This window comes from Sphingobium sp. KCTC 72723 (assembly GCF_014280435.1).
In the GTDB taxonomy this organism is placed as follows: domain Bacteria; phylum Pseudomonadota; class Alphaproteobacteria; order Sphingomonadales; family Sphingomonadaceae; genus Sphingobium.
The window spans coordinates 1,720,005-1,740,717 of sequence record NZ_CP060388.1 but is presented as its reverse complement, the minus strand read 5'-3'; the positions used below and the strand labels follow the sequence as shown (position 1 = coordinate 1,740,717).

20 protein-coding genes are annotated in these 20,713 nt (G+C 61.5%); 12 read left to right on the top strand and 8 right to left on the bottom strand.

Annotated features, from left to right (window positions below; all coding sequences use genetic code 11):
- The first annotated feature begins 11 nt into the window (after positions 1–11).
- From rplM to SPBM01_RS08655, 4 genes are all read left to right on the top strand, one after another.
- Positions 12–491 (top strand): 50S ribosomal protein L13, encoded by a 480-nt coding sequence (gene rplM, locus SPBM01_RS08670; RefSeq protein WP_188065106.1) that lies wholly within the window; start codon positions 12–14, stop codon positions 489–491.
- Positions 491–1,066 (top strand): 30S ribosomal protein S9, encoded by a 576-nt coding sequence (rpsI, locus tag SPBM01_RS08665; RefSeq protein ID WP_188065104.1) that lies wholly within the window; start codon positions 491–493, stop codon positions 1,064–1,066. The genes rplM and rpsI overlap by 1 nt, the downstream gene beginning before the upstream one ends.
- Positions 1,067–1,292: 226 nt before the next feature.
- On the top strand, positions 1,293–2,648 hold the full coding sequence (locus SPBM01_RS08660) for a tyrosine-type recombinase/integrase (RefSeq protein ID WP_188065101.1): 1,356 nt from the start codon (positions 1,293–1,295) through the stop codon (positions 2,646–2,648).
- Between the two features lie 124 nt (positions 2,649–2,772).
- On the top strand, positions 2,773–2,970 hold the full coding sequence (locus SPBM01_RS08655; protein ID WP_188065099.1) for a hypothetical protein: 198 nt from the start codon (positions 2,773–2,775) through the stop codon (positions 2,968–2,970).
- Positions 2,971–3,006: 36 nt separating this feature from the next.
- On the opposite strand, the gene SPBM01_RS08650 is transcribed toward SPBM01_RS08655, so the two are convergent.
- The 5 genes from SPBM01_RS08650 to SPBM01_RS08630 all read right to left on the bottom strand — a co-directional run bounded on the left by SPBM01_RS08650 (position 3,007) and on the right by SPBM01_RS08630 (position 7,729).
- Entirely contained in the window at positions 3,007–3,150 is a 144-nt protein-coding gene (locus SPBM01_RS08650; RefSeq protein WP_223177805.1) for a hypothetical protein, read from the bottom strand.
- A 191-nt stretch (positions 3,151–3,341) separates the two neighbouring features.
- On the bottom strand, positions 3,342–4,070 hold the full coding sequence (gene istB, locus SPBM01_RS08645) for an IS21-like element helper ATPase IstB (protein ID WP_188063480.1): 729 nt from the start codon (positions 4,068–4,070) through the stop codon (positions 3,342–3,344).
- On the bottom strand, positions 4,057–5,571 hold the full coding sequence (istA, locus tag SPBM01_RS08640; protein WP_188061984.1) for an IS21 family transposase: 1,515 nt from the start codon (positions 5,569–5,571) through the stop codon (positions 4,057–4,059). The genes istB and istA overlap by 14 nt, the downstream gene beginning before the upstream one ends.
- 377 nt (positions 5,572–5,948) lie before the next feature.
- Positions 5,949–6,167 (bottom strand): hypothetical protein, encoded by a 219-nt coding sequence (locus SPBM01_RS08635; RefSeq protein WP_188065095.1) that lies wholly within the window; start codon positions 6,165–6,167, stop codon positions 5,949–5,951.
- A gap of 230 nt (positions 6,168–6,397) precedes the next feature.
- Positions 6,398–7,729, bottom strand: coding sequence for a lipopolysaccharide biosynthesis protein (locus SPBM01_RS08630; protein ID WP_188065093.1), 1,332 nt, complete (start codon positions 7,727–7,729; stop codon positions 6,398–6,400).
- Between the two features lie 104 nt (positions 7,730–7,833).
- Here SPBM01_RS08630 and SPBM01_RS08625 point away from each other — a divergent pair, with 104 nt between their 5' ends.
- A complete protein-coding gene (locus SPBM01_RS08625) occupies positions 7,834–8,607 on the top strand; it encodes a sugar phosphate nucleotidyltransferase (protein ID WP_188065091.1) in 774 nt (257 codons plus the stop codon).
- Between the two features lie 426 nt (positions 8,608–9,033).
- Here SPBM01_RS08625 and SPBM01_RS08620 read toward each other — a convergent pair whose 3' ends face one another.
- The 3 genes from SPBM01_RS08620 to SPBM01_RS08610 are packed head-to-tail and all read right to left on the bottom strand — an operon-like array spanning position 9,034 to position 11,644.
- Positions 9,034–9,474, bottom strand: coding sequence for an HIT family protein (locus tag SPBM01_RS08620; protein WP_188065090.1), 441 nt, complete (start codon positions 9,472–9,474; stop codon positions 9,034–9,036).
- Positions 9,471–10,574, bottom strand: a complete 1,104-nt coding sequence (locus tag SPBM01_RS08615; protein WP_188065088.1) for a CDP-alcohol phosphatidyltransferase family protein — start codon at positions 10,572–10,574, stop codon at positions 9,471–9,473. The genes SPBM01_RS08620 and SPBM01_RS08615 overlap by 4 nt, the downstream gene beginning before the upstream one ends.
- Positions 10,571–11,644, bottom strand: coding sequence for a glycosyl transferase (locus SPBM01_RS08610; RefSeq protein WP_188065626.1), 1,074 nt, complete (start codon positions 11,642–11,644; stop codon positions 10,571–10,573). The genes SPBM01_RS08615 and SPBM01_RS08610 overlap by 4 nt, the downstream gene beginning before the upstream one ends.
- Before the next feature lie 189 nt (positions 11,645–11,833).
- Between SPBM01_RS08610 and SPBM01_RS08605 the strand changes: the two genes are divergently transcribed.
- The 7 genes from SPBM01_RS08605 (at position 11,834) to odhB (ending at position 20,660) form a co-directional block, all read left to right on the top strand.
- A complete protein-coding gene (locus tag SPBM01_RS08605; RefSeq protein WP_188065086.1) occupies positions 11,834–12,622 on the top strand; it encodes a succinate dehydrogenase iron-sulfur subunit in 789 nt (262 codons plus the stop codon).
- A gap of 5 nt (positions 12,623–12,627) precedes the next feature.
- Complete coding sequence (locus tag SPBM01_RS08600) at positions 12,628–13,086, top strand: PaaI family thioesterase (protein ID WP_262504371.1); 459 nt, start codon at positions 12,628–12,630, stop codon at positions 13,084–13,086.
- Positions 13,083–14,198, top strand: coding sequence for a cell division protein ZapE (gene zapE, locus SPBM01_RS08595; RefSeq protein WP_188065084.1), 1,116 nt, complete (start codon positions 13,083–13,085; stop codon positions 14,196–14,198). The genes SPBM01_RS08600 and zapE overlap by 4 nt, the downstream gene beginning before the upstream one ends.
- Before the next feature lie 368 nt (positions 14,199–14,566).
- Complete coding sequence (mdh, locus tag SPBM01_RS08590; protein ID WP_188065082.1) at positions 14,567–15,529, top strand: malate dehydrogenase; 963 nt, start codon at positions 14,567–14,569, stop codon at positions 15,527–15,529.
- A gap of 98 nt (positions 15,530–15,627) precedes the next feature.
- Entirely contained in the window at positions 15,628–16,512 is an 885-nt protein-coding gene (sucD, locus tag SPBM01_RS08585; protein ID WP_188065080.1) for a succinate--CoA ligase subunit alpha, read from the top strand.
- A 93-nt stretch (positions 16,513–16,605) separates the two neighbouring features.
- Complete coding sequence (locus SPBM01_RS08580; RefSeq protein ID WP_188065078.1) at positions 16,606–19,401, top strand: 2-oxoglutarate dehydrogenase E1 component; 2,796 nt, start codon at positions 16,606–16,608, stop codon at positions 19,399–19,401.
- A gap of 8 nt (positions 19,402–19,409) precedes the next feature.
- Positions 19,410–20,660, top strand: coding sequence for a 2-oxoglutarate dehydrogenase complex dihydrolipoyllysine-residue succinyltransferase (gene odhB / locus SPBM01_RS08575; RefSeq protein ID WP_188065075.1), 1,251 nt, complete (start codon positions 19,410–19,412; stop codon positions 20,658–20,660).
- Positions 20,661–20,713 lie beyond the last annotated feature (53 nt).

The following is a 20,713-nucleotide window of genomic DNA, read 5'->3' as shown; positions in this document are numbered from 1 at the left end:
GTATTGGCACCATGAAGGCGCTGATGAAGACCACCAAGTCGGCTTCGCCGGCAACGGTCGACAAGAAATGGATCCTGATCGACGCCGAAGGCCTCGTCGTGGGTCGTCTCGCTTCGACCGTCGCAAATATCCTGCGCGGCAAGCACAAGACCAGCTTTACCCCCCATGTCGATTGCGGTGACAATGTCATCATCATCAACGCGGGCAAGGTGAAGTTCACCGGCAAGAAGCTGACCGACAAGGTCTATTACAAGCACACCGGTTATGCCGGCGGCATCAAGGAAACCACGCCTGCCAAGATTTTGGAAGGTCGTTTTCCTGAGCGCGTGCTTGAAAAGGCCATCGAACGCATGATCCCCCGTGGCCCGCTGGGTCGCCAGCAGATGCGCAACCTGCGCGTGTTCGCCGGTGCCGATCATGTGCATGAAGCCCAGAACCCCGAAGTGCTCGATTTCGCATCGCGCAACCGCAAGAACAAGGTGGGTGCATAATGTCCGATAACCGCCAGTCCCTGTCCGACCTCGCGCAGATCGCTGCCGAAGCCGCTGCTGCGCCTGTCGCCGCGCCGGTCGCTGCCGAGGCACCTGTTGCCGACGCTGCTGCCGAAGCCGAAGCGCCTGCCGCGCCGATTGCTCCCCCGGTTTCCACCATGCCGCTGCGTGCGCAGGAAATCGACGGCCTTGGCCGCGCTTATGCCACGGGCCGTCGTAAGGACGCCGTGGCCCGTGTTTGGGTAAAGCCCGGCACCGGCAAGATCACGGTCAATGGCCGCGATCAGGAAATCTACTTTGCGCGTCCTACCCTGCGTCTGGTGATCAACCAGCCGTTCGGCGTTACAGATCGCAATGGCCAGTATGACGTGATCTGCACCGTAAAGGGTGGCGGTCTGTCGGGTCAGGCCGGTGCGGTCAAGCATGGCATCGCCCAGGCGCTGACGAAGTATGAGCCTGCGCTGCGCAGCGCGGTCAAGGCCGAAGGCTTCCTGACCCGCGACAGCCGCGTTGTCGAACGCAAGAAGTACGGCAAGGCGAAGGCGCGCAAGAGCTTCCAGTTCTCGAAGCGCTAATCTGGAAGCTGGGCTTAACCAGTTGGAAATCAAGGAAAAGGGGGTCAGAAATGGCCCCCTTTTTCGTTACACGTAGCTTACACGCTCGCCGCAGAAATGCGCTGCCACGAGTTAGCCTGATACACGCAGGCAACACGCGCGATTACACGCTTGTTCATGTTTTGATCGCGACGACAGCTCCGCGAGCTTACGACTTAGTCACCTTTACACGCATAGGGTGGCAAGCATGGGGCATCAGCAAGACACTGTAAAATTGATGGGCGGTGCGATCGTCCTCTACAAGCGCGGCGACAATAGTGACGGGACGTGGCAGGCTCGTTTGGAGCTTGGCGGTGGAAAACGGACACGACGAAGCCTAAAGATATTGGATCAGGCGGGGGCGGAACGTGCTGCCTTGGAACTGTACAGCAAGCTAAAGCCGCGTGCAGACGCTGATATGCCACTCAATTCTATCAAGTTCGACGAATTTTGGGACAAGCGCTGGATTCCGTGGGTAGAGAAGAACCTCAGCATTCATCGTCAGAGGCTGCATAGCGGGAGTGGCAATCGTTACATCAAGCCGTATTTCGATAACTGCGCCGTAGACAAGATCACGGTCCAAAAAGTCGAAAATTACGTTGGTTGGCGCAGGGAAAAAGGGACGAAGCGCCCGGCGCGCAAAACGCTAACAATGGAACTTGGGCTAATCGGCCAAGCTCTCGATCAAGCTGTGCGCTGGTCTCTTTGTCCCGTCATTCCGCGCGCCAAAGCCAAGTTGCTCAATACCGATCCGAACCGCGCAAAGCGCTTCGGATTTGATGCCGACGAATGGTTCAAGCTGGCCCAGCACATGGACGATTGGCAGCATAGCGGGCAACATAAGCTGCACAACCATCAGCGCCAGATCGTCCGATGCCTCGTCTGGTTCTACTATCTCACGGGCATGAGGCCGCGCGAAGCCGCTCTCTGCAAGTGGTCTGATGTCAAATGGACCCGTGACGGCCTCGCCAAGATCACCGTGATGAACGAAACGAAGACGGGCACGCGAATTGTGTTCAGCCAGCTTGGTCTCAAGCCATATTTGCAGGAACTGGAGAATCTCCGAAAGGATGACGGCAGCACGGAAGAGGAAAAGGTTTTCCTATTCAAGCCGGGCTGGGATCCTCACCACACCTTCCGCAACTTGCTGGCCGAGGCGGATTTGCTGAAAGGGCCAGATGGCCACAACCGTACCATCTATAGCCTGCGGCATACCTACATTACGGATCGACTGACGAACGGGAAGCAGCACGCTGACATTGCTCGCAACTGCGGAACCTCTGTGACGCAAATCCACAGGCACTACGACCATGTGCTGCCAGAACACCGCGTCAAAGAACTGACTGGATACCCAGAGGGTGAATGGGATCCTGCAACGATCCTTGCTGCGCTCCGCTTTGCGAAACAGAATGGCGGGGAAGATTTCGATTTTGATGCCCTTGTGGAAGCGGCTGGGCTTGCTGAACTGGAAAACGATCCGTGGGGCGACAAGCATCCTGCACTCAGGCGCGCGCTCCAGCCCGACGATGGCGATTTGCCCAGCCCAAGCAGTGCGACAGCGTGAACTGCGGTTCCAGCACTCAGACGCCGACAGGGCATTCTCACCAATCGTGGGCGGAAGTAGCCATAGCGGATCGACATGCGCCGAAGCCAGCGCTTGATTGACAGCCTCAAAATTGGAGGCTGGAATGCGGCAAAATTTGCGGGATGGTTCAGGGAAATTGCTGGGGTGGCGGCAACAGGTAGGGCGGCAGATCAGGGGCTATGCTGCTGATGGGTCGCCTGCGGGCTGGTTCGATCCCGCGATAAATGCCACCTATGATCGCACTGGCCGCCGTATTGGTGTCGGCGATCTGCTCGCCTCACTAATAGTGAGCGGCAATTAGGGCGGACACGCGGCCCGCCCTATTCAATCAATTGCATTAAGCAGCGGCCTGCTTGGCTTTACGCTGAACCTTGCGGTCGGCAATGGCCGCTTTTGCCTGTACGTCCAGCTCGCCAGCGTGGATGGCTTGGATGATCGAGGCGATGATGACCGGCACATCAGCGAGATTTTCGACCGCCACGGCATTCATGCCTGTCAATCGGCGTCCAAACGGGACCCACTATCGGCGTGCAAAAGGGAACCACCTTGCGGCGTTGCGCTGGGGTTGATGCCGGGCGCGGATTTCGCGCTGGCGCTGGCGTAGGGAGGGCGTAGCCCGACCGGAGGCAGCGCCAGCGCGAAGCAATTTTTATGGGGGCTTTTGAGGCTGGGTCAGTTGCGGTGTTTGAAGCGCCAGCTGTCGTTGCCGGTCTCGATGATATCGCAATGGTGGGTGGTGCGATCGAGCAACGCGGTGGTCATTTTGGGATCGCCGAACACCGTGGGCCATTCGCCGAATGCCAGGTTGGTGGTGATGATCACTGAGGTCTTTTCGTAGAGTTTGCTCATCAGGTGGAACAGCAACTGGCCGCCGGAGCGAGCAAACGGCAGATAACCCAGTTCATCAAGCACGACGAGTTCGATGCGGCTGAGTTGGGCAGCGAGTGCGCCGGCCTTGCCGATGCGCGCCTCATCCTCGAGCCGGGTGACCAGATCAACGGTGTTAAAGTAGCGGCCACGGGCGCCTGCGCGCACGACGCTGGCGGCAATGGCGATTGCCAAGTGAGTCTTGCCGGTTCCGGTGCCGCCAACCAGTACGATATTGCGCCTGCCGGGCAGGAATGATCCGGCGTGCAGCGCGCGGACCAGTTCCTCGTTGATAGGCGTACCGTCGAACACGAACGCATCAAGATCCTTGATCACCGGCAGTTTGGCCGCACTCATGCGGTAGCGGATCGAGGCGGCGTGACGGTGGGCGGCTTCGGCGCGCAGCAGATCGGTCAGGATCTCGGGCGTGGTGCGCTGGCGTTGCACGCCAGTGGTTACCGCCTCATCGAACGCGCTGGCCATTCCCTTGAGGCCCAGCGCGCGCATGGTGTCGATCATCTCATGCCGCTGCATTGTGGCCTCGCACCGTATCATAGATCGCGCAATCGGCGCGGGGCGGATGCTTGAGCTTGAGGTCGACCACCACGCTCATTGGCTGATCTGCTGGCGGTTCGCGGCGGCGCGCCAGAATATTGAGGATCACCTCGTCGCTGGCAGCGCCGGTATCGAACGCTTCGCCGATGGCGGCCTCGACAGCCTCCAGCCCATCGGTGGATATGGCAGCAAGCACGCGGACAAAACGGCGATCGGCTTCGTCCCCACTGCCCAGCTTGCGCCGCAACCGGGCCAGCGCTGGTGGCAGCGCCCAGTCAAGGAATGGTGCGCCGTTGCGCAGGGCGCCGGGTTTGTGCACCAGCACCGGCAGATAGTGCCATGGATCGTAAATCGTGCGGTCGCGCCCAAAGCAGCGCGGGTGTTCGGCGACGATCTCGTCCCCCAAGCGGACTATGATCCGGTCGGCATAGGCGCGCACCTGAACCGCACGGCGCACCGTCCGCGCCGCCACAGAATAGCGGTTGCGGTCAAAGCTGATCAGGCATGTGCCGGTGACCGCGTGGCTCGTCTCGTGAAAGCCGTCGAACGGCGACAGCATCGGTTGCAGTACGGGCCGTTCGGCCTCCAGCGCCTGCGCGACAGTCATGTCCTTTTGCTCGGGATGCGCGTGCATCGCGGCCCAGCGCAGACATTCTGCCTCAAGCCACCCGTTCAGTTCCTCGATGCTGGCGAACTTCAGCCGAGGCTGGAAAAAGCGGCCGCGGATCGTCTGGACCTGGTTCTCGACCTGCCCCTTCTCCCAGCCTGCCGCTGGCGAACAGGCGGTCGGCTCGACCATATAATGATCGGCCATGACCAAAAACCGGCGGTTGAACACGCGCTCCTTGCCAACAAAGACCGTCGTCACCGCGGTCTTCATGTTGTCGTAGATGCCGCGCAACGGCACCCCGCCGAAGAACGCAAAGCCGCGGGCATGGGCGTCGAACACCATCTCTTGCGTCTCACGCGGATAGGCTCGCACATACACGGCCCGCGACGCGCATAGCCGCATGTGCGCTACCTTCACGCGCATCGGCTTGCCTGCGATCTCTACATCCTCGTGGCTCCAGTCGAACTGGTATGCCTCGCCCGGCTTGAACAGCAGCGGAATGAACGCGGGCACGTCGCCGCCGGGATCCTTGCGTCGGCCATCCGCCCAGCGCCGGGCGTAGCGCCGCACTGCATCATACGAACCCTCGAACCCTTCTCGCAGCAGCAGATCGTAGATCCGCGTCATCCGCAGCCGGTCACGCCGATGCCGCGCTTCGTTCTCGCTCAGCAGCGTATCGAGCTGCTCCTGAAAGGGTCCGATCCGAGGCAGCGGCTGAACCGTGCGATGATAGTCAAACGCACCTTCCAGAGCATTGATCGCCTTGCGCACCACCTTGCGTGACAGCCGCAGATCCCGCGCGATCTCCCTGATCGCCTTGCCACCTGCGTGCTCGCGCCTGATCCGTACAACTGTCTCCACCACCAACATCCCGATCTCGCCACCTGAAAAACCAGGCTGCTGTCTAAACCATCGGAATGGTGGTTCCCTTTTGGACGCCGATCACCCCGCTAACCGGGTCCTTTTTGCACGCCGATCCACACATTTAGCCCATGGAGACGCGTATGCGTTCCAGTGACGGCCTTTGAAACGCTCTCACGGCTTGCCGCGGGGGCGTTTTCGTTTGTCTGCTCACTATTAGTGACCAGTGCGCCCGTCAGGAATTATCTACATAGTAAATTTGCAGCGAAGCGATGATCGCGCACTCCATTCAAAGACGGTCTGCCTGAACAGCATCGACACCGCGCATGATGGACATATGTGGGTAGAATGGGAGTCTGCCTTCCAGATTAAAGGCGAATAGATGATCAGTTTGGTCGCGGCTGCAATTTTCCAATGTAGGAGACGCGGCGAGCCTTTTCCGCTTCCTTCTTCTGCTTCTGGCGATCTTTCACCGACTGCATGGCTTGTTTCGCTATGTCTACATCGCGCTTTCTGGCCGCAATCAGTGATTGCTCAGGCGTCATGGGCTTTTTAGGCTGACGCGGCTTCGTGGGTTTGGCTGTGGCGAACTCGTAAAATCTCATACCGTATTTATGCCTCTTAACTCTAATGAATTGCAAAGGCGGGGTAATTTTCAATATTCTTACACGTATTTTACACGCACATATAGAAAATGTTGTTATCTATATGATATTGCAAGATAATATTTGAGACTCGAACTAGCAAAGCGCTAAACCTTCACGGCATTGCCGATACGAAGAGGGGCCGGGCAACCGGCCCCTTTTTTGTGCCGGGAACAGGGTGGCGTCACTGTTCATCCAATTCCCCGCATTGCCCGGCGGCTGGCCAGTCCCATCATCACAAAGCCCGCGATCGACGCGACGATGTTCGCGGCTGCCGCCCCCATCGTGCCGTAAAGCGGTAACAGCGCGGCTTGCAGGCCGAGCAACAGCAGGGTCGAGGCAAAGGTGATGCGCAGCGAAAGGCCCGCCCGGTCGGTCGCCATCAAAAGCGGGCGATAGCTGACCCCCACCAGTTCGATGCACGCCGCAACGCCCAGCAGCAGCAGCAGCGGATAGGCGGGCAGAAACGCCTTGCCCGCCACCAGCCCCAGTAGGGGATGGCCGATCGTCGCGATCAGCGCGATGATGACTGCGCCCGCCACCAGCGCCAGCCGGTTGGTGCGGCGGAAAAGTGCGTGCAGCGCATCCGTCCCCTGCGTCGCCGTCCCCTGCGTGGTCTGCGTGCGTGACAGTTCGACGAAGATGCTGCGCGACAATAGCCCCGAAATCTTGGTCAGCGAATTGGCGAGTTGATTGGCGAGGCGATAGAGGCCCGCGCCGGTCGGTCCGACGAACAGGCCGACGATCAGCACCGCAACCTGCTGCCCCACCGACGCCAGCGTGGTTTGCAGGTTGGTCGCGGTCAGGAAGCCGACGATGCCGGGATTTTCCTGCCGCGCGTCCCATCCGCTGCCTGCCGCCCAGTTGCCCAGTTGCCCGCGCCCGACCCGCAGCGCCAGCCACCAGTAAGCGACCGCACAGAGCAGTTCGGCAAGTCCCCATGCAATCAGATAACCACTGATCGTGGGCATCGCGACCCATGCCACCACAGCGCCGATCATCCGCCCGACCGGGATCATCGTTTCGGCAAAGGCGGCGGAATCGAAGCGGTCGAACAGGCGCAATATGCCGGTGGGGGACGACCGGATCGTGATCATCATCACCATGCAGAAGGCCCAGGCCTGCCACCCCATGCCCGCCGGCAGTTCCAGCAGATCGCCAAAGAGCAGGATGATGCCCGCCGCAATTGCCCCGCCCGCGACCGCCGAGGCAAGGTCGATGAGGATGCAGAAGCGCAGCACCCGGTTGAGCGCATCGCCGCGTCCCTGTTCCAGATGCGCCTGTCCGTAGCGCACGATGATCTGCCAGCTGTCGAAGCTGACGACTGTCTTGATGACGGTCGCGGCGCTCAGCACCAGCGCGAAACGGCCAAAATCGGCGACCCCCAAAGTGCGGGTCACGATGGCCAGATAGGCCAGGCTCAACACCGCGCCCACGCCCTTGCCCCCCAGCAGCCAGCCGGTATTGGCCAGGATGCGGGAAAAGCCGTCCTGCCCGGCGTGGGGTTTGCGTTTGACCGTCATTCTGCCTCTATGCCCTTGCCCTGATGCGCGGCCTGTCTAGGCGTTGCGAAGGTGAGTTTGAAGCCGCCTTTTTTTCGGCCAATTTCCCCGTTAATGGGCGGGCCATGACCATCACCAAAGCCATCATCCTGTCCGCCGGACAAGGTTCCCGCCTGTTGCCGCTGACCCGCGACGTGCCAAAATGCATGATCGAATTCAACGGCCGCACTCTTATCAGCTGGCAGGTCGCGGCGCTGGTCGCCAATGGCGTGACCGACATCGTCGTGGTCACCGGATTCCGCACCGAACGGGTGGAGGACCATGCGCTGCAACTCTATCGCGAAACCGGCGCGCGGATTCGGTGCGTGTTCAACCCCTTCTTTCAGGTCGCCGATAACCTCGGCACCTGCTGGATCGTGCGGGAGGAGATGGACCGGGACTTCATCATCCTGAACGGCGACACCATCGTATCGGACGAGATCGTCGCCCGGCTGATCGCGGGGGCGACCGACGCCATCACCGTGACCGTCGATATAAAGGCGGATGGCGATTATGATGATGACGATATGAAGGTGAACCGTGACGAAAGCGGTCGGCTGAACCATATCGGCAAGCGGTTGTTGCCGCCCGACACCAATGCCGAATCCATCGGTATGCTGGCCTTCACCGGCGAAGGTCCGGCGATTTTCCGCAACCAGATCGAACAGATGATGCGGACGCCCGAAGGCGTGGAACGCTGGTATCTGCGCGCCATCGACATCATCGCCAAGGGCAACCGCGTCGGCACCGCGTCGATCGAGGGGCTGGAATGGCAGGAAGTCGACTTCCATCAGGATGTCGAGGCGGCGCGCGCGCTGACGGCCAGGTGGGTGGCGGAGGTGCGTTACCGCGACAGGTGACGCGAGGGGCCGAAGTTCACACCGTCATGGGGCATTTTGGGCCAAACGCAACGCTAAAGTAACAGCGAAGATACAGGGGCGCGACGGAGACGCTACAGCCGTGCGCCGGGCGCGCGGCGAATGCGCGACCGGGTGGTGTTGATGGGGCAGGGGGACCGGGTTCATCCACAAGGGTAAACCAGACAAAATCCTACATTGGAAGGGTTTTGGGTGTGGTCGGGCTGTCGGAAAGCGAACTGAGGCGGATATGAAAATCCTCCCCTTTAAGGGGAGGGGGACCACGAAGTGGTGGAGGGGTGTCGCCCTATCGAGAGGGTGACACCCCTCCGTCTGACCTGCGGCCAGCCACCTCCCCTACAAGGGGAGGAATTTATAAGTCATCCCAGCCTGCGCCAGCATGACGCAGGAGGATCGGGCCGAGGTGCCTCAATTCATTTCACTATCGAAATGACCCCTCACCCAATTGCGCAACCCATCGTCCATGTCGCTGTCTATCTTGACCGCGGTGCCAAGGTCCGGCTGGCCCGGCCAGCCTGCGTCCGGCACCGTCATACCGCCGCCGCTGCGTGCGCCTTCATAGCGGGGGATGACGTGGAAATGGACGTGGGGGTCGACCATCATCAGCATGAGATAATTGATCTTCGTATAGCCGACCGCCCTGGTCAGTGCCGCTTCGATCGTCGCGGTGACATGTTTGAGTTCGGCATGGGCCTCCCCCGGCAGGTCGCCGAACGCAGTCGCGTCGCTCTTGGCCGCAAGGACCAGCGATCCGAGCGTCGGCTGGGCCGGGCGCAGCAGGACGACCCAATGGGTGAACTCCGTGACCAGCGTGGCGGGCCAGCCGAATTTTGCGATCGTGGCGTTCACAGTGCCGCTTCCGCCTCATCCATCCAGCTTATGATGGGACGCCCAGACCGCCTGACGCCATAGGCCTGTACCAGCCGCACGGCATGGACGAGCAGCGAAATCACCGTCCACCATGCCAGCGCAATCAGGCCGATGTCGGGCCGCCCGAACAGCAGCGCGACGAACAGGATCACCATGTTCGGGTTGCGCCGCGCGGTCACCAGCCGGAACTGGCTGTCGAAAGGCCGCCAGACATGGATGTCCATCTTGAAATCCTTGAGGAACATCCCCTCGATCAGCCGTTGCAGCACATAGCCCGCGATGACCGCGACCATGACGAGCAGAAACGCCTGTGCCGAGAGCGACAGCCCCCATGCGGCAAGGCCGGTCCCCCAGAAATACCACCAGAAGGGCGGGTGGACCAGGTCGACGCCATGGTCGATGACATTGCCCCATTTGGACGAGGTGATGGTGCAGCGGGCCAGCTTGCCGTCCACCGTATCCAGCACCATGAAGATGAAGCCGCACAGGAATCCGGTCCAGTACAGGCCCGCGTCGAACAGGAAAGTGGCGATCAGGCAGAGGGTGACGCCGATCACCGACACCATATTGGGCGTCATTCGCAATTGCGCGGCGATGCGGGTCAGGACCAGCGCCAGTTCGGGCCACAGATATTTGGTCAATATGTCAGTGACGCCCTTATAGGCGCCGAAATAGCTTTGCCGCTCGATCGACCGGCGGGACGCGGGGGTGAGTTCGCGCACCATCGGCTGTTCCAGCTTGCGCAATTGCCGGTTGTAGAGTTTGCGCCCGTCCGACAGGTCGATGACGCTGGCGGCCTGCATCGGGTCCGATCCTGTCGGCACTTGGCCAACGACCGGGACGCTGCCCCAGGCAAAGACCGTGCCGGGCGTTTCCAGCACCAGCCGCAGCAGCAGCGGATCGAACGCATAGGCAAGGTTGAAAACCAGCGCATCGCCGTCCGCTAGTTTGCTGCCATTCTTCGCCGCACTTTCCGCCATGCGGCGGCTGCGTTCGGCATTGCTCATGCCCCAGATCGGCGTGGCGTTGTCGCCGATCAGGTGGACGGGGCCAAGGGTGGTGGTGATCGTTTCGGTCATAGGGGCGCTTTCGCGAAGGTCTGGATAAGGTCGGCCTGCCGCTGCGACGCGGGGACCGGGGACAGGTCGATGGACTGGCGCATCGCGGCTTCCTGCGCAGCAACGAAGCCGGGTTGCAAGGCGTTCGCGCTGGCGAGGGCTTGGGGCAAGGCGTCCGCGCTCTCGATCACCTGCCCCAGCCGCCAATGGGCGAAGGCGTCGCCGCTGGCGTCGCGCCGGTCGAGGTTGAGGAAGATGCAGGGGCGCGGCTGGATGAGGAATTCATAGACCTGGCTGGATACGTCGCCAAGATAGATGTCAGCGCTCATCGTGTAACTCATGTCGATCGCGTGGCGGCTGCCCATGTCCACGCGAATATGCGGCGCGGCGCTGACGATCGGCGGGACGGCGCGTGCCAGCTTGGTATGCGGGGCGATGATGACGTTCCAGCCGACAAGTGATTCCAGCGCGGCCAGCATCGCCGGGCCATGCTGGACCCAGGAGGACAGGGCCGGGTCGAAATGCGGATTATAGAGCAGGACGGGCAAGTCATTGTCGAAAAAGCGCTGCCGCTGTGCTTTCAGCTCGAACTTGGGATAGCCGCCGACCGCGACGGCATCTGGCGTGCATAGCCCCCGTTCGATCAGGCGGTGGCGATCTTTCTCGCCCGCCACCAGCGTCAGGTCGAAATCGGCATGGCGCTTCTTATAGCCGCCCTCCCGGTCGCCCGCGCCATGTTTGATGAGGATGAGACGGCTGGCAAAGCCCGGCACCCGCCGCAGCCAGGCGCTGGAAATTTCCGTCGTCACCAGCACGGGGTAATGGGCAATGGTGCGATAATTGCCGATCAGCGTGGCGATGCGCGATGGCTGGCGGAACAGCGAGTCGGGTTTGCGCGAAAAACGGCGCAGGCGCACGGGGTTGAGCGTGGCGTCCGGGTCGTAACTGGCGATCAGCGCCAATATGCTGTCCGATGGCGACAGCACGCTGACCCGCACGCCGGGCCGCCGGGCCAGTTCCAGCGCGGCGGGCAGCCAGTGATAGAGCTGCTGCGCTTCGGCAATGGCAAGGAAGGCGATGTCGATCGGCAATGCAGGCAAGTCCCCGGACGGTGCAACCTGCCCTAGCGATCAGGGCGGCGGACGCAAGATGGTGCGGGCACCCGCGTCTGTCCAAATGGGCAGGCAAAGCAGAAAGATGGTCTGGACGCTGGACCTTTGCGCAATTTTTGTTATGCGCAACGCCAACCGACAGACATCCATAAAGGGGCTAGACGAGCGATGGCCGAATTTGCGTTGCCCAAGAACAGCAAGATCAGCGGCAAGGGCGTGACCCATCCGGCACCTGCGGGGGCGACCAACGTCCGCAGCTTCAAGGTCTATCGCTACGATCCCGACTCCGGTCAGAACCCGCGTTACGACACGTTCGAGGTCGACCTGGACAGCTGCGGCCCGATGGTTCTGGACGCGCTGCTCAAGATCAAGAATGAATATGATCCTACACTGACCTTCCGCCGTTCGTGCCGCGAGGGCATTTGCGGCAGCTGTTCGATGAACATGAACGGCAAGAACGGCCTGGCCTGCACCACCGCGATCGACGAATGTTCGGGCAAGGATGTGCGGATCACGCCGTTGCCGCATATGGACGTGATCAAGGATCTGGTCCCTGATTTCACCCATTTCTATGCCCAGTATAATTCGATCCAGCCCTGGCTGAAAACCGTGTCGCCGCCGCCGTCGGGCAAGGAGCGGCTTCAGTCGCCTGCGGAGCGCGAAAAGCTGGATGGCCTGTATGAGTGCATCCTGTGCGCCTGCTGCTCGACCAGCTGCCCGTCCTACTGGTGGAACAGCGACAAGTTCCTGGGTCCGGCGATCCTGTTGCAGGCCTATCGTTGGCTGGCCGACAGCCGCGACGAATTTACCGGCGATCGCCTGGACGAGCTGGAAGATCCCTTCCGCCTCTATCGCTGCCACACCATCATGAACTGCGCCAATGTCTGCCCGAAGGGGCTGTCGCCGGCCAAGGCAATTGCCGAAACCAAGAAGATGATGGTCGAACGGCAGCTCTGATCGCTGTGAGCGCGGGTGAAAAGGCAATAGCGCGGCGCGTCACCGACGGGCCGCGCGCTGGCTGGCTGCAATGGATGGAGCCGGTGCCGGACACGTTCCTCACCCTGCTCGGTTCGATCTATTCGCAGCCCGATGGGGCCAGGCGCGCGATCGTCGAACTGGAACCGCGCGCCAATCATCGTAATCGGCTGGGGTCGCTGCATGGCGGTTTCCTGGCCGCCTTTGCCGATCATGCCTATTTTTCCACAATGGTCGCGATCGGCCGTCCGGCGCAGGCCAGCGCCGTGACCGTCGACCTGTCGATGCAATATATGGCGGCTGGCCGGTCCGATCATATTCTGCGCGCAGAGGTGGACTTGCTGGGCGAAACCGGGCGGCTGTTGTTCCTGCGCATGACATTGGTGCAGGATGGCAGGGCGATCGCTGCGTCCACCGCGACGCTGCGCAAGGCACCCGAAGCATGACGAGCCATGTGATGGACCGTTACCGCGCGCTGGTGGCGGCAGGCGAATTGCGCGCCGATCCCGACCAGCAGGCCGGGGCAGAGCGGCTGGACGTGCTGCAACGCGAACTGGAAGCGGCCCCGCCGCGCGGCTCCACCCTGTGGAAGCTGCTGCGCAAGGCACCCGAACCGCCGCGTGGCCTGTATATGTGGGGCGGGGTCGGGCGCGGCAAGTCGATGCTGATGGACCTGTTTTTCGACACGGTGCAGATCCAGCGCAAGAAGCGCGCCCATTTCCATGAATTCATGCTGGATGTTCATGCCCGGCTGGCGCAGGCGCGCAAGTCGGAAAAGGGCGATCCGATTCCGCCGGTGGTCGATTCGCTGGCGGACGAGGCGCGGCTGCTGTGCTTTGATGAAATGGTCGTCAATAATATGGCCGACGCGGCGATCATGTCGCGGCTGTTCACCGGCTTGCTGGAAAAACGGGTAACGATCGTCACCACGTCGAACCGCGAACCGGACGAACTCTACAAGAACGGCCTCAACCGCCAGCTTTTCCTGCCGTTCATCGACCTGATCAAGGTCAGCCTGGACGTGATGACGCTCAACGGACCGACAGATTATCGGCGCGACCGGCTGGGCGATGCGGCCTTGTGGCACAGCCCCAACGGGCAGGAAGCGACCGACGCGCTCAGCACCGCTTTCTTTCGCCTGACCGACTATCCCCCGTCCGACCGCGCGCATGTGCCGTCGGAAGACATATCCGTGCAGGGCGGCCGCACGCTGCATGTGCCAAAGAGCCTGAAGGGGGTTGCTGTATTCTCGTTCAAGCGGCTGTGCGCAGAGGCGCGCGGCGCGCCGGACTATCTGGCGATCGCGCGGAAATTCCACACGATCATCATTGTCGGCATCCCCGTGCTGGGACCGGAAAACCGCAATGAGGCGGCGCGTTTCGTCACGCTGATCGACTCGCTGTACGAATATAAGGTCAAGCTGCTGGCGTCGGCCGATGCTGAACCGGCGGCGCTTTACCCGGAAGGCGACGGCGCGTTCGAATTTGAACGCACCGTGTCGCGGCTGATGGAAATGCAGTCGGACGATTATCTGGCGCTGGGCCACGGCCCGAAATAGCAGCGCCGCATGTTCCGCCTGCGCGGGAACACGCTGCATCTTATCACAATTGGCTTTCCGCCGTTCGTCGCCGCATGGAATCCGCCGGTCGGACGATGCGCCTGCCGTTCATCGGGACGCAATCTTTACATGAGAAAGAGGCCGGGCGCCTTCGAGGAGAAAGGCGCCCGGCAGGATGGCTCTGCAGGGAAGGCCCATGGACCAGGGTAGGAGTCCGGGGCGACAGAGTGTGAATCGGCTTTAATGAAATTGCGAATGAATTGCAAAGATAATTTGAACTTCCCACCTTTGACAGGTTGAAACCCCCGTCCGAAGGGCGTAGGCGAACTGGCAATTCCGGTAGTGACGACTTGGAGGATGACAATCATATGGCCCGTAACAAGATTGCGCTGATCGGCGCTGGCAACATTGGCGGCACGCTCGCGCATCTCGCGGCCCTGAAGGGTCTGGGCGATATCGTCATGTTCGACGTGGCCGAAGGCGTGCCTCAGGGTAAGGCGCTCGACCTGTCGCAATGCGCTTCGGTCGAAGGGTTCGACGCCAAGATCAGCGGCTCCAACGACTATGCCGACATCGCAGGCGCGGACGTTATCATCGTTACCGCCGGTGTCGCCCGCAAGCCCGGCATGAGCCGCGACGATTTGCTGGGCATCAACCTGAAAGTCATGAAGGCCGTGGGCGAAGGCATTGCCGCCAACGCGCCGGACGCTTTCGTCATCTGCATCACCAACCCGCTCGACGCGATGGTGTGGGCGTTGCGCGAATTTTCCGGCCTGCCGCATAACAAGGTCGTGGGCATGGCGGGCGTTCTCGACAGCTCGCGCTTCAACCATTTCCTGGCGGAAGAATTCGACGTGTCGGCCAAGGACGTCACCAGCTTCGTGTTGGGTGGCCATGGTGACACGATGGTCCCGGTGATCGAATATTCGACCATTGCGGGCATCCCCATCCCCGACCTGATCAAGCAGGGCCGTTCGACCAAGGAGCGCATTGACGCCATCGTCGCGCGCACCCGTTCGGGCGGCGGCGAAATCGTCGCGCTGCTCAAGACCGGATCGGCCTTCTATGCCCCCGCCACCAGCGCGATCGCGATGGCTGAATCCTATCTGGGCGACAAGAAGCGCCTGCTGCCCTGCGCCGCCAACCTGACCGGCCAATATGGCGTCGACAATCTCTATGTCGGCGTGCCGGTCATCATCGGCAAGGATGGCGTGGAACAGGTCATCGAAATCGAACTGAACGAGGAAGCCAAGGCGAACCTTCAGGTGTCGGTGGATGCCGTCAAGGAATTGCTGGAAGCGTGCAAGGGTATCGATCCCTCGCTCGCCTGAGCCAACAAGCTGCACCGTGTCGTCCCAGGTAAGTGCGCAGCCTGGGACGGGGCGCTTTAGACCCCAAGTGCCACTTCCACAGAAGAAAAGGGACACGCATGTCCATTCTGGTGAACAAGAACACCAAGGTCATCACGCAAGGGATGACGGGCGCCACCGGCACCTTCCACACCGAAACCGCGCTGGCATACGGCACGCAGATGGTTGGCGGCGTTACGCCGGGCAAGGGCGGTTCGACCCATATCGGCCTGCCGATGTTCGATACGGTTGCCGAAGCCAAGAGCAAGACCGGTGCCGATGCATCGGTCATCTATGTTCCGCCACCATTTGCAGCGGATTCGATCCTGGAAGCGATCGACGCGGAAATCCCGCTGATCGTGTGCATCACCGAAGGCATCCCGGTGCTGGACATGGTACGCGTGAAGCGTTCGCTTTCCGGTAGCAAGTCGCGCCTGATCGGCCCGAACTGCCCCGGCCTGCTGACGCCCGGCGAATGCAAGATCGGCATCATGCCCGGCAACATCTTTTCCAAGGGTTCGGTCGGCGTGGTTTCGCGCTCCGGCACGCTTACCTATGAAGCGGTGTTCCAGACCACCAATGCGGGCCTGGGCCAGACCACGGCCGTCGGCATCGGCGGCGATCCGGTCAACGGCACCAACTTCATCGACGTGCTGGAATTGTTCCTGGCCGACGACGCGACCGAATCGATCATCATGATCGGTGAAATCGGTGGCGACGCGGAAGAACAGGCGGCGCAGTTCCTGATCGACGAAGCCAAGCGTGGCCGCAAGAAGCCGATGGCCGGTTTCATCGCCGGTCGCACGGCGCCTCCGGGTCGTCGCATGGGCCATGCCGGTGCGATCGTATCGGGTGGCAAGGGCGACGCGGAAAGCAAGATCGCGGCGATGGAAGCGGCCGGCATCAAGGTTGCTGCCAGCCCGTCCGAACTCGGCACGACCCTGCTGGCCGTGCTGAACGGCTAAACGAGCCACAATCCAACATGGCGGCCGGGCTGCACCCCGGCCGCTTGTTACCCCCGTTCCGCGACTGCACGCGGCTGGGATGGGACAAGAGACATGGGTTACGAAAACCAGGAATTCGAGATCGAGCAAGGCCCAAGCTGGGCCAGGCCCAACTGGCCGCTCACGGAAACGGACGACCTTACCGGCGCGCTCGATCCGACGCAGATGCAGGTGGCCGTCAAGGCCGCCGCCAAGGCGCAGGGCAAGCCGACATCCGACGCTGACATAGCCGAGGCCGCCGAAGACGCCATCCGCGCACAGATGTTGATCCGCACCTATCGCGTGCGCGGTCACCTTGCCGCCAATCTCGATCCGCTGGGCCTGACCCAGCGCGATCTGCCGGCCGACCTGACGCCGGAATATCATGGTCTGACCAACCCGACCAAAAAGATATTCCTTGGCGGCACGCTGGGCCTTCAGTTCGCGACCGTGACCGAAATCGTCGCCATCCTGCGCGCCAATTATTGCGGCAATGTCGGCCTGGAATATATGCACATCGCCGATGTGGAGGAACGCCGTTTCCTTCAGGACCGGCTGGAGGGCAAGGACAAGGAAATCATCTTCACGCCCGAAGGCAAGAAGGCGATTCTGGCCAAGGTCATCCAGGGCGAACAATATGAGAAGTTCCTGGGCCGCAAATATGTCGGCACCAAGCGCTTTGGCCTGGACGGTGGCGAATCGATGATCCCCGCGCTCGAAGCGGTGATCAAATATGGTGGCCAGTCGGGCATCCGCGAAATCGTCTACGGCATGGCCCATCGTGGCCGCCTGAACGTGCTGGCCAATGTGCTGGCCAAGGGTTTCCGCGTCATTTTCCACGAATTTTCGGGCGGCACTGCCAATCCCGAAGATGTCGGCGGTTCGGGTGACGTGAAATATCATCTCGGCACCTCCACCGACCGCGAATTTGACGGCATCAAGGTGCATATGTCGCTGGTCCCCAACCCGTCGCATCTGGAAACGGTCGATCCGATCGTTCTGGGGAAGGTCCGCGCGCAGCAGACGTTCCGCGACGACTTGGCCAAGCATGAGCAGGTTCTGCCCGTGCTGATCCATGGTGACGCGGCCTTTGCGGGGCAGGGCATCGTCTGGGAATGCCTCGGCTTTTCCGGCGTGTCGGGTTATAACACCGGCGGTTGCATCCATTTCATCGTCAACAATCAGGTCGGTTTCACCACCAGCCCGCAATTTTCGCGTGGATCGCCCTATCCCTCGGACGTGGCGAAGGGCGTTCAGGCGCCGATCCTGCACGTCAATGGCGACGATCCCGAAGCAGTGACCTTCGCGTGCAAGCTGGCGGTCGAATATCGCCAGACCTTCCACCGCGACATCGTGATCGACATGTGGTGCTATCGCCGCTTCGGGCATAATGAAGGCGACGAACCTTCGTTCACCCAGCCGCTGATGTATGCCAAGATCCGCCAGCACCCGCCGGTCAGCGACGTCTATGCGACGCGGCTGAAGGCGCAAGGTGTCGTGGACGACGATTATGTCGCCAAGGCGACCGGCGATTTCGTCAACCATCTGGAAGAAGAGTTCGAGGCGTCCAAAAGCTACAAGGCCAACAAGGCTGACTGGTTTGCGGGTCGCTGGTCGGGGCTGCACAAGCCCGCCGACGCCGAAACCGGCCGCCAGAGCGTGGAGTCCGCGATCGCGCCCAAGCTGTTCGACAGCCTGGGCAAGACGCTGACCACCGTTCCGCAGGGGCATGTCGTCCACAAGACGTTGCAGCGCGTGCTGGATGCCAAGGCGGAAATGTTCAAGTCGGGCGCCAATTTCGACTGGGCGACGGGGGAGGCTCTGGCCTTCGGCTCGCTTCTGTCGGAAGGCTATGGCGTGCGCCTGTCGGGGCAGGATTCCGGGCGCGGCACGTTCAGCCAGCGTCATTCGGTCTGGGTCGACCAGAATACGGAGAATAAATATATCCCGCTCGCCACCGTGCCGCATGGCCGGTTCGAAGTGCTGGATAGTCCGTTGTCCGAATATGGCGTGCTGGGCTTCGAATATGGCTATGCGCTGGCGGATCCCAAAAGCCTGGTGCTGTGGGAAGCGCAGTTTGGCGATTTCGCCAATGGCGCGCAGATCGTTTTCGACCAGTATATCGCTTCGTCCGAAACCAAATGGTTGCGCTCCAACGGCCTCGTCTGCCTGTTGCCGCATGGCTATGAGGGCCAAGGCCCGGAACATAGTTCGGCGCGTCTGGAACGCTTCCTGCAACTGTGCGCCGAAGGCAATATCCAGGTCGCCAACATCACGACGCCGGCCAATTATTTCCACGTCCTGCGCCGCCAGATGCTGCGTCCTTTCCGCAAGCCATTGATCATCATGACGCCCAAGTCGCTGTTGCGGCACAAGCTGGCGGTGAGCAAGGCCGAGGATTTCCAGGGCAATACGCATTTCCAGCGCATCCTGTCGGACACCAATCCGGCGGCGGATGCGGACACGAAGCGTCTGGTGCTATGTTCGGGCAAGGTCGCCTATGACCTGATCGAGGCACGCGACGCGGCGGGTGACAAGAACACCCAGATCGTGCGTATCGAGCAGCTTTATCCGTTCCCGACCGAGGCTTTGGCCGTGCGTCTGGGCCGGATGAAGAATCTGGAAGAAGTCATCTGGTGCCAGGAAGAACCGCGCAACAATGGTGCGTGGTTCCATGTGGAGCCTTATGTCGAGGAAGCGCTGGCTAACGCTGGCAAGGCGCCGATGCGCGCCCGCTATGCCGGTCGCAAGGCGTCGGCGTCGCCCGCAACGGGCCTCGCCAAACGCCATGTCGCCGAACAGGGCGCCCTCGTCGCCGATGCGCTGGGTCACAGCGTCCGTGAAGAAATCCGTCGCCAGAAGAAAGGCTGAACAAGCTCATGGCTACCGAAGTCAAAGTCCCTACCCTGGGCGAATCCGTTACCGAAGCAACCGTGGGCCAGTGGCTCAAGAAGCCGGGTGAGGCCGTCGCGCTCGACGAACCCATCGTCAGCCTGGAAACCGACAAGGTTGCGGTCGATGTGCCTTCGCCGGTCGCAGGCACCCTTGGCGATATCATCGCCAAGGAAGGCGATACGGTCAATGTCGGCGCGTTGCTGGGCCTGATCAACGAAGGGGCTGCTGCGGCAGCCGCGCCTGCCGCTGCGCCCGCTGCCAAGGCAGAGGCCGCTGCGCCTGCGCCCGCAACGTCCGCCCCTGCGCCTGTTGCGTCGGACGATGATGACGGCGGCAACCTGACCCTGTCGCCTGCCGTGCGCCGCCTGGTGCTGGAACATGGTCTGGACCCCAGCAAGATCAAGGGGACCGGCAAGGATGGTCGCCTGACCAAGGATGACGTCACTGCCGCCGTTGCCGCTGGCACGGCCAAGGCCGCCGCCGCCACGCCGGCTACGGCTGCGCCTGCCGCCGCTGCACCTGCCGCTGGTCCGGGCCGTGCGCAGGAACGGGTCAAGATGACGCGCCTGCGCCAGACGGTGGCCAAGCGGTTGAAGGAAGCGCAGAATACCGCTGCGCTGCTGACCACCTATAACGACGTCGACATGACCAACATCATCGAGGCGCGCGCGAAATATAAGGATCTGTTCGAGAAGAAACATGGCGTCCGTCTGGGCTTCATGGGCTTCTTCACCAAGGCAGTCTGCATGGCGCTGCGCGACATTCCGGGCGTCAATGCGCAGATTGAAGGCGACGAAATCGTCTATAATAATTTCTGCGACATCTCGGTTGCCGTGTCGGCACCCACTGGTCTGGTCGTTCCGGTCATCCGCAATGCCGAAACGCTGAGCGTTGCCGAAATCGAAAAGACCATCGGCGGCTTTGGCAAGAAGGCCAAGGAAGGCAAGCTGACCATGGAAGATATGAAGGGCGGCACCTTCACCATCTCCAACGGCGGCGTGTTCGGTTCGCTGCTGTCCAGCCCGATCATCAACCCGCCCCAGTCGGGGGTTCTGGGCCTGCACCGCATCGAGGACCGCCCGGTCGTCCGTGACGGTCAGATCGTGATCCGTCCAATGATGTATCTGGCGCTCAGCTACGACCATCGCATGGTCGATGGTCGCGAAGCGGTCACCTTCCTCGTCGCGGTCAAGAACGCGATCGAAGATCCGACCCGTCTGCTGATCGACCTGTAATATCATCATGCTTCGTGTTCCTGCGGACGCAGGAACCCAGAGCGGAGAAGTGC